This is a genomic window from Dactylosporangium sp. NPDC049140 (genome assembly GCF_040648435.1).
In genome coordinates, this window is the sequence record NZ_JBEZDS010000114.1 from 1 (window position 1) to 8,407 (window position 8,407).

Genomic DNA, 8,407 nt, shown 5'->3' on the forward strand with positions numbered 1-8,407 from the left:
CGGCTCGCCCTAACGCAGTGCCACGGTATCCGCGGACACCGTGGCACTGCTGCCGGTCAGTCGCGCACGACCATCACTTCTTCGCCCTCGCCCGACGGGGGCTCGAAGTCCCGGAGGTAGGAGGCCAGCAAGTCATCGGTGATCGGGAACGCGGCGTTGGCGTCGAACCGCGCGGCCCGCACCACGAGGCGCTGCCGGAGCAGTTCCGGGTCGGCCTCGAGGTACACGAGACGCCAGCGCCCGCCGGCCCGCTCGATGAGCGTCTGGTACTCCCGCCGCCGCGACCGCTGCCAGAAGGCCGAGTCCACGACGACGTCACGGCCCTCGGCGATGCACGACGAGCAGCCGTTCCCGCAGCGCCTCCCGCGCGGCTTCGTCACCCACGGCGCCGGGCGGCGACTCGCCTATGCCGCGGACTGGCTCGCTGCCGTCACCACCAACGTGTACTGCGCATCCACCGCGAAGGTGCCCGACTTCCCGTGGATGTGGACCTGGTGCTCGCCGGTGCTGGGCGGATCGATCCGGGCCCAGAGCCCGCACGCGATGCCTCGGGTCTTGCCCGAGGTGCCGGTTACCGGGTTGCCCGGCGCGGCCACGAACGTGATGGTCTCGTGCTCGATGCGCTCGAGGGGCACCTCCACCCCGTCGAACTGGACTGTGCCATCGGCGCCGGCCATGTAGCTGCCGCAGTCGGTTTCGTCGCCACTGACCAGATTGATCGCGGGCGCGACCAGTCGTACGCCGAGCGGTACGGTGCAACGCCGCTGTACCTGCCCGCCGAACGTACCGGCAAGGAACCACACATCATCGGGCTGGTTACGGGCGCAGTGCGCGCCGGTGCGGTCGGCCACCGGATTGGTGTCGACGGGTTCGGTGGTGGCCCACTCCCACCAGCGGGCCTGCATCGGGCGCGGCGCCGGCGATGCCGTGGGCGGCGGCGCGGTGCCGACCCCGGTCGGTTCACTGCAGCCGGCGAGGACGACACCGCACGAAGCCACGGCAATGATCCGACGGAACATGGCCGAGACGATACTGGCCGCGTTGACCGCTCACCGCCCCGACCTATGCGAGCGCCGCGTCGACCACGGTCGCCTCCATGCGCCGCAGCAGTACCGTCAGGTCGCCGCGGCTGATGGCGGTGGTGTCGGCCTGCGCCCGCACGCTGAGGGCGTCGACGGCGTCGTTGACGTGGACCATCAGGCGCTGGTGGAGGCTCGGGAGCCGGCGCCAGTCGAACGTGGTGGCACCGGCGGCGCGCACGTCCGCCGCGGCCGGCGCGGTCTTGATGGGTCCGTCCTCGGAGCGCCGGTTGTTGAACAGGCACAGCAGGTCGAAGCTGACGCCGCGCTCCCGGCCGATCCTGGCGATGAGCCCGTCGACGTCGCCCTGCGCGTAGTACGCGTTCTTGTGCGCGGTGAGCAGGCGGCGCCGCGCCCGCAGTACGAGGTCGTCGAACCCGCCCTCGGCGAGGTCGAGCGTGCACAGGCCGTGCTGGCTCATGTGCCCGGCGGCATCGGCCAGGCCGGGGCGGAACCGGTTGTTCACCGTGATCATCGTCGCCACCCGGGTGGTGCCCGTCGCCTGCCCCAACGCGTGCGCGAACGCCGCGTACAGGACGGGTGTCGTGGTCACGCCGAGCCGCGCGGCGACGGCGCGCAGGGCCCGGTACAGGGCGGGCGAGAGGAAGTCCAACTCCCAGTAGCGGTCCTCCGGCGGCGCGGCATCGTCCGGTACTGGGAGCCGAGGGGGCGGCAGTGTCAGCAGTTGCGTCTCCCAGTACCGCAGCGCCGCCTCGTTCTGGCGCAACGCCGACGGGGTCAGCTGCAGCCGCGCCTGCTCCAGCGGCTGGAGGCCGGGCGGCCGCGGCGGCTCGCCCGTCGAGGCGTCGCGGTTGCTCAGGTCCTCGAACATGGCCATCGCGGCCGTCGGATCGGCGACGTGGTGCGAGAGCGTCACCACCAGGTGGGTCAGCGCCCCGGCCTGCCGGACGAGCGCCATCCGCATCGGCCATTCCCGTTCGTAGTCGAAGGGAACGGCGTAGTGCTGCGCGCTCACTTCGGCGGCGACGGCGGCCGGATCCCGGTCTCCCGAGTCGTACACCTCGATCTCGGCCGTCCCCGAGTCCACCACGACCTGCGAGACGCTGCCGTCGGGCGCGAAACGCAACAGCGTGCGCATCGACTGGTACCGGCTCAGGTAGAACGAGTACTCATCGACGAACCGGTCCAGGGTCGCGCCGGGTTCCAGCGCCCTGACCGCGCTCATCGCCAGCGAGCTGCCGGATGTCGCCATCTCCTTCCAGATGGACTGCTGACCCCAGCTCAGCGGGCCCACCCCGCCACCGTCACCCGCGAACGGGACGCCGACTCGCTCTACCAAGCCGCTCAACATCTCGGTGGCTCCGTTCGACGGACGATACCCAGCGAGGCACTCTATCGGTAGATAGCCATACATCAACGATGCGTCGAGGCGGGCCGGTGGTCCTTCAGGCCGGGTCGTACGCTCGCCTGGTGGATCGCCGACCGCTGCAGAACCGGGTCCTGCCGACAGGGGACATCGTCGCGGACCCTGCCCGCGGGACGCTGATGGGCAATCGGGGCTGCCTGCACGGCATCGGCCGGGAGCTCGGCGTCGCCCGCTGGCGGTCGAAGCTCTGGATCTGCTGTACCTTGACCTGGAAGGAGGTTCGCCGCGACCCGATGCCGCCGGGCCGCTGGACGGCGTTGTTCTTCCTCGACGAGGCGACCGCGCTCGCCGCCGGGCACCGGCCGTGCGCGTACTGCCGGCGCGCGGACTTCCTCGCCTACGCCGAGGCGTGGCGCGCTGCCGAGAGCCTCGCCCGGCGACCGTGGGCGCACGAGATGGACGCGCGCCTGCACGATGAGCGCGTCGAATCACGGACCCGCCGGCAGGTCACCCGGCCGGTTCGATGCGCCGAGCTGCCCACCGGCGCGATGGTCCGGCACGACGGCACCATCGGGCTCATATCCCAGCGGCGGTTCCTGCCGTGGACGAGCAACGGATACGGCCCGCCGCGACCGCTGCCGCACCGGGCCGAGCTGCTCACCCCGCCGGCGTCGGTGGCAGCGTTACGGGCGGGCTACCGCCCTGCACTCCACCCGAGTTTGGACGACGGGGAGACCACGTGAAGGTCATCAGGCGTGTGACAACCCCGGCGGCGATGAGACGCTGCTTCGGGCGCCATTGAGGGCAGGGTAAGCAGGGCGGGGCCGCGGCCGCCCCGTGATCGGCCGCGGCGCCCGTCCGACATGGCGCGGATCGATCATCACGGGTAGGCCTTTCCGTGATCTTGCAGGTGAAACCCGTACCCTGCCCGTATGGGTGGCGAGGAGTTCGGTGCGCTGCTGCGGCGGCACCGGGTGGCGGCCAGGCTCAGTCAGCGGGAGCTGGCCGAGCGGGTAGGGCTCAGCGTGACGGCGATCCGCGACCTCGAGCAGGGGCGCACCCGCCGGCCGCACCGCGGGTCGGCCGAGGCACTCGCGGAGGTGCTGGGGCTGGACGCCGGGAGACCGAGCGTCGATGCCGAAGCGCCCGTGCGGATCGGGGTGCTCGGGCCGCTGTTCGTGCAGCGCGGCGGCGAGGCGGTGCCGGTCGGGCGCGGGGCCCGGCGGGCGGTGCTCGGGCGGCTCGCGCTGTCGGCCAATGCGGCGGTACCGCTGGCGGACCTGCTCGAGCTGCTGCACGACGGCGGCCGGCCGGCGGATGCCGCGGGCGCGCTCTACACGCACCTGTCACGGCTGCGTTCGGCGCTGCGCGCGGGCGGGCGCGACGGGGACCCGGTCATCCACCGGACGCCGGGCGGGTACCGGCTCGAGGTCGCCGACGACCGGCTCGACCTCGGCGCGTTCCGGCGGGATGTCCTGGCGGCCGCCGCGGCCCCGCCCGAGCAGGCGCTCGATCTGCTGGAGCGGGCCGCCCGGCAGTGGCGGGGCGCGCCGCTGGAGGACGTGCCGCGACTGCGCGACCACCCGCTCGTCACCACCGTCGTGGAGGAGCGGGTGCGGATGGCGCTGCGCCACGCCGGGCTCGCCCTCGCCGCCGGGCAGGCCCATCGCTGCCTGCCCGCCCTGCGCGACCTCGCCGCCGCGCACCCGCTCCACGAGCTGCTGCACGCGCGGCTCATCGCGGTGCTGGCGGCCGAGGGGCGCCAGGCCGACGCGCTCGCGGTCTACGGGCGCATCCGGCAGCGGCTCGTCGGCGAGCTGGGCGTCGAGCCGGGCCCCGACCTGACGGCCGCGCACCGGCGGGTGCTGCGGCAGGAGCCCGCGGTGGTACCGCACGCACCCGCGCCGGTCGCCGCGCCCGCCCGGCCGGCACCGGCCCAGCTGCCGGCCGACCTGCAGGCGTTCGCCGGGCGCGGGGCCGCCGTCGCGGCGCTCGACCGGCTCGGGTCGGCGGCCGTCATCGTCGTGTCGGGTACCGCCGGCGTGGGCAAGACGACGCTCGCCGTGCACTGGGCGCACCGGGTCCGGGCCCGGTTCCCGGACGGGCAGCTCTACGTCAACCTCCGCGGCTTCCACCCCACCGGCGACGCGGTCACCGCCGCCGAGGCGCTGCACGGCTTCCTGACCGCACTGGGGCTGCCGCCCGGGCGGGTGCCGGGCGATCTCGAGGCGCGCGCCGCGCAGTACCGGACGCTGCTCTCCGGCCGGCGGATGCTCGTGCTGCTCGACAATGCCCGTGACGCGGAGCAGGTACGCCCGCTGCTGCCGGCCGCGCCCGGCTGCATGGCCCTCGTCACCAGCCGCCACCGCCTCACCGGGCTGGTCGCGGCCGAGGGCGCGCAACCGGTACCGCTGGATCTGCTCCCACCCGACGAGGCCCGCGCACTGCTGACCCGCCGGTTGGGCGCGGAGCGGCTCCGGGCGGAGGCCGAGGCGGTCGACGCGATCGTCGAGCGGTGCGCCCGGCTGCCCCTCGCCCTCGCCCTCGCCGCCGCCCGGGCGGCGACCAGGCCGGGCCTGCCGCTCGCGAGTCTCGCGGCCGAGTTGGCCGACCGCCTCGATGCGCTGCACGGGGACGAGCCCGGCACCGACGTACGCGCCGTCCTCGACTGCTCCTACCGGCAGCTGACGCCGGCCGCCGCCCGGCTGCTGCGGCTCCTCGGCCAGCATCCCGGCCCCGACCTCGGGGCGGCCGGCGCGGCCCGGCTCGCGGGGCACAGCCGGGCCGAGGTCACGCCGCTGCTGGCCGAGCTCACGGGCGCGCACCTGCTCGCCGAGCCGGAACCCGGCCGCTTCACGATGCACGACGTGCTGCACGCGTACGCGGCCGAGCGCGGCCGCGAGGAGGACCCCGACCCCGTGCGGATCGCGGCCCTCGGACGCCTCATCGAGTACTACGTGGACACGGCCGCGGCCGCCATCGCGACCGTACTGCCCGGCGAGTCGGAGGCCGACCTCGCCGGCTTGTTCGAGCATGTCGCGGCCGCCCGGGCCTGGCTGGACCGCGAGCGCGCCAACGCCGTCGCGCTCGCCGGACACGGCCGGCCCGCCGAGACGATCGCCATCGCCCGGACCCTGCAGCGGTATCTCGACCTGGGCTACTACACCGAGGCGCGGGACCTGCACTCCCGGGCCTGCGAGGCCGCCCGGCAGTACGGCGACCCCACCGCCGAGGCCACGGCGCTGAACCATCTCGGCATCACCTACCTGCGGCTCGGCCGCTTCGCGGACGCCTTCGAGCTGCACCACCAGGCGCTGGAACGGTTCCGGACGGCCGGTGACGCCGCCGGTGTGGGGCGCAGCCAGGAGCTGATCGGCAACGCCGCATGGCGCCTCGGCGACTACGAGAGCGCCCGCAAGTACCAGTACGCCGCCCTCGACACGTTCCGGGCGGCCGGCCACAGGCTCGGCGAGGCGATCCAGCTCGTCCACATCAGCACCGGCAACCGGCAGTTCGGCGACCTCGAGGCCGCGGCCGAGGGCCTCGACCGGGCTCTCGTGCTGCTGCGCGAGCTCGGCGCGCGGCACGGCGAGGCCTACGCGCTGGACACGCTGGGCCTGCTCCGCCAGGAGACCGGCGCCGCCGACCGGGCCGTCGAGTGTCACGAGCAGGCCTACGCGATCTGTGCCGACATCGGCTACCCCGCCGGACAGGCGGACGCGCTGCACAACCTGGCCCGCGCGCTGCTCGTCCTCGGCCGGTCCGGGGAGGCGATCGTGCACCACCATCGCGCCCTGAGCCTGTTCCGTGCGATCGGGGCGCGCGCCCGCGAGATCGACACGCTCAACGGGCTGGGCGCCGCACTGGCCGCCGCGGGCGAGCCGGACGCGGCCCGGGACCGCTACGCCGAGGCCCTCGCCCTGGCCGCGGAGACCGGCGAGCGGCTTCAGGAGGCCGTCGCCCACGAGGGCCTGGCCGGCCTCTGCGCCGCGGCCGGCGACCGGACCGGCGCCCGGCGCGCGTGGCGACACGCCCTGACCGTCTACACCGACCTGGGCCTGCCCGACGCCGAGCGCGTCAGCGCGGCGCTGCGGGGAGTTCGAAGATCAGCTCCGTGACGGTCGTACCGCGGGCGCCGGCGAACGTGCCCCGGTCGGGTAGGCAGATCCGGATGGCCGCCCGGGCGGCAATCACCCGAACTTCGTCCATTGGCCTTCCGAGACCACCTCGACCGAGCCGTCGACGACTTTGATGGCCGTCTGTTCGTCGATGGCGTAGGCCGGGCCGCCGATGTCGGCGGCCCACCGCTCGGCGTCAGCCGGGGTGTTCGTGGGGAAAGCGTTCAGGTGCGGGAAGATCGAGAAGTCGACGACTCCCAGGGTGCGGTCGTCGGGCGCGGACGGCCACTCGACGAAGTAGTCTCCGATCCGGGGCGTCATCACCATGCTTCCGGCACTTACTCCCACCCAGACTGTGCCGGGCAGCGAAGGCATCAGATCGGCCAGCCCGGACTCCCGCATCCAATGGCACAGGTACGTCGCATCGCCGCCGTCGACCAGGAGCACGTCGGCCTCGCGGACCCACGGGACCCACCGCTGCGCGCCGATGGTGGGCAGTGCGGTGAGCTCGAGGACACCGAGGGACGCCCAACCCAGGCCGGACAGATACTGCCAGTCGGGCTCGGGCTTGGCGGCTACGAAGCCCCGTACCGATGTCGGACCGCACATCGGATGACCCCACTGTGCTGTCGGGACGCAGAGAGCGTGGCAGTCGGCGATCGGCTTGCCGAGAAGCTGCACGAGCGCCGCGTGGATGCTCGGGTTCGTGACGCCGCCTGAGGTGAGCAAGAGCTTCACGGTGCCTCCGAACTCGAGCGGAACGTGGATGTCCCGAAAGGCCAGGGATCGAGCCGGGACCCATCGTAGTTCGGACATGTGAACCCTGGCGCCCCCGTCTCCGTACCACCCGGGTGGATGACTTCAGGTTTGGGGCTGCCGCCATGACCGTACGCCGTACGTCGGCCGCGATCGCCGCGTTGGCGGTCGGTGGGCTGGCGCCCCTGGCCCTGCTCCCAGCCCCGGCGCAGGCGCACGGCGCGCCGTCGACCCCGGTGAGCCGGGCGTACGCGTGTGGCGCGGGCACGTCCCAGCAGAAGAGCTCGGCCGCGTGCAAGGCCGCGATCGCTGCCGGGGCCGACGTCGCCGAATGGGACAACATCCGGGTGGCCAACGTGAACGGCCGCGATCGGCAGGTCATCCCCGACGGCCGGCTGTGCAGCGGCGGGATCGACGCGTACAAGGGCCTCGACCTGGCCCGCGCGGACTGGCCCTCGACCAAGCTCACCGCCGGGGCGGGCTTCGTGTTCCAGTACGCCGAAACCATCCCGCACAAGGGCAGCTTCCGGGTGTACGTGACCAAGGACGGCTACTCGCCGAGCCGGGCGCTGCGCTGGTCGGACCTGGAGACGGCGCCGTTCGCCACGGCGACCGATCCGGTGCTGCAGAACAAGGCCTACACGATCAAGGGCACGCTGCCCAAGGGCAAGTCCGGCCCGCACCTGATCTACACGATCTGGCAGAACACCAGCACCGAGGACACCTACTACTCGTGTTCCGACGTGGTGTTCGCCGCCGCCAGCACCACGTCGCAGGCGGCTTCCCCGGCGGCCCCCGCAGGCAACGGCAACGGCTCCTTGGCCATCGCGAGCGCCGCCGCCGGCGACGTGCCCGGCTCCGGCGGGCCGACACCTTCGGGCGGCGCGCCGCAGCTCACCGCCACGTCCGGGATCGCCTCGACGCCGGTCGTCGCCGGGGTCGGTGGGGCGATCTTGCTCGCCCTGGCCGGGGTCGCGTCCTTCCTGATGCGGCGCAGGCGCACCCCGGGCGTCCACGCCGGCCGCTGACCGGGGCCGTTCCTTGAGGGCCTGACCCTCTGACGGCGGAGGTCCCGGCGGTGCGCGGGTCCCGCGCCGGTGTGGCACGGGACCCGGCTGTCGGTTCGT

At 73.7% G+C, this 8,407-nt stretch carries 7 protein-coding genes; 3 read left to right on the top strand and 4 right to left on the bottom strand.

Translation table 11 applies throughout. The features are described 5' to 3' along the window. Nucleotides 1-56: 56 nt before the first annotated feature. Genes AB0B76_RS58290 through AB0B76_RS58300 form a run of 3 tightly spaced genes read right to left on the bottom strand, consistent with a single transcriptional unit; the run spans nucleotide 57 to nucleotide 2,379 of the window. Nucleotides 57-380, bottom strand: a complete 324-nt coding sequence (locus AB0B76_RS58290; RefSeq protein WP_360394893.1) for an AAA family ATPase — start codon at nucleotides 378-380, stop codon at nucleotides 57-59. Between the two features lie 24 nt (nucleotides 381-404). Next, nucleotides 405-1,019, bottom strand: coding sequence for a hypothetical protein (locus AB0B76_RS58295; RefSeq protein ID WP_360394895.1), 615 nt, complete (start codon nucleotides 1,017-1,019; stop codon nucleotides 405-407). A 43-nt stretch (nucleotides 1,020-1,062) separates the two neighbouring features. Further along, a complete protein-coding gene (locus tag AB0B76_RS58300; RefSeq protein ID WP_360394897.1) occupies nucleotides 1,063-2,379 on the bottom strand; it encodes a condensation domain-containing protein in 1,317 nt (438 codons plus the stop codon). Nucleotides 2,380-2,510: 131 nt separating this feature from the next. Here AB0B76_RS58300 and AB0B76_RS58305 point away from each other — a divergent pair, with 131 nt between their 5' ends. Both AB0B76_RS58305 and AB0B76_RS58310 read left to right on the top strand, forming a co-directional pair. Then, nucleotides 2,511-3,149, top strand: a complete 639-nt coding sequence (locus tag AB0B76_RS58305) for a hypothetical protein (protein ID WP_360394900.1) — start codon at nucleotides 2,511-2,513, stop codon at nucleotides 3,147-3,149. Between the two features lie 189 nt (nucleotides 3,150-3,338). Continuing rightward, the gene (locus AB0B76_RS58310) at nucleotides 3,339-6,524 is read left to right on the top strand and encodes a tetratricopeptide repeat protein (RefSeq protein ID WP_360394903.1); all 3,186 of its coding nucleotides are present in this window, start codon (nucleotides 3,339-3,341) and stop codon (nucleotides 6,522-6,524) included. Between the two features lie 72 nt (nucleotides 6,525-6,596). Here AB0B76_RS58310 and AB0B76_RS58315 read toward each other — a convergent pair whose 3' ends face one another. Continuing rightward, nucleotides 6,597-7,262 carry a Type 1 glutamine amidotransferase-like domain-containing protein gene (locus tag AB0B76_RS58315; protein WP_360394905.1) on the bottom strand — a complete coding sequence of 222 codons (666 nt, stop codon included), beginning with the start codon at nucleotides 7,260-7,262 and terminating at the stop codon, nucleotides 6,597-6,599. A gap of 143 nt (nucleotides 7,263-7,405) precedes the next feature. Here AB0B76_RS58315 and AB0B76_RS58320 point away from each other — a divergent pair, with 143 nt between their 5' ends. After that, nucleotides 7,406-8,308 (top strand): lytic polysaccharide monooxygenase, encoded by a 903-nt coding sequence (locus AB0B76_RS58320; RefSeq protein ID WP_360394908.1) that lies wholly within the window; start codon nucleotides 7,406-7,408, stop codon nucleotides 8,306-8,308. Nucleotides 8,309-8,407: the final 99 nt, after the last annotated feature.

What these genes read in the sequence shown, in the direction of transcription:
- AB0B76_RS58320 (WP_360394908.1), top strand. Translation starts at nt 7,406, where the DNA reads ATGACCGTACGCCGTACGTCGGCCGCGATCGCCGCGTTGGCGGTCGGT.
- AB0B76_RS58310 (WP_360394903.1), top strand. Translation starts at nt 3,339, where the DNA reads ATGGGTGGCGAGGAGTTCGGTGCGCTGCTGCGGCGGCACCGGGTGGCG.
- AB0B76_RS58295 (WP_360394895.1), bottom strand. Translation starts at nt 1,019, where the DNA reads ATGTTCCGTCGGATCATTGCCGTGGCTTCGTGCGGTGTCGTCCTCGCC.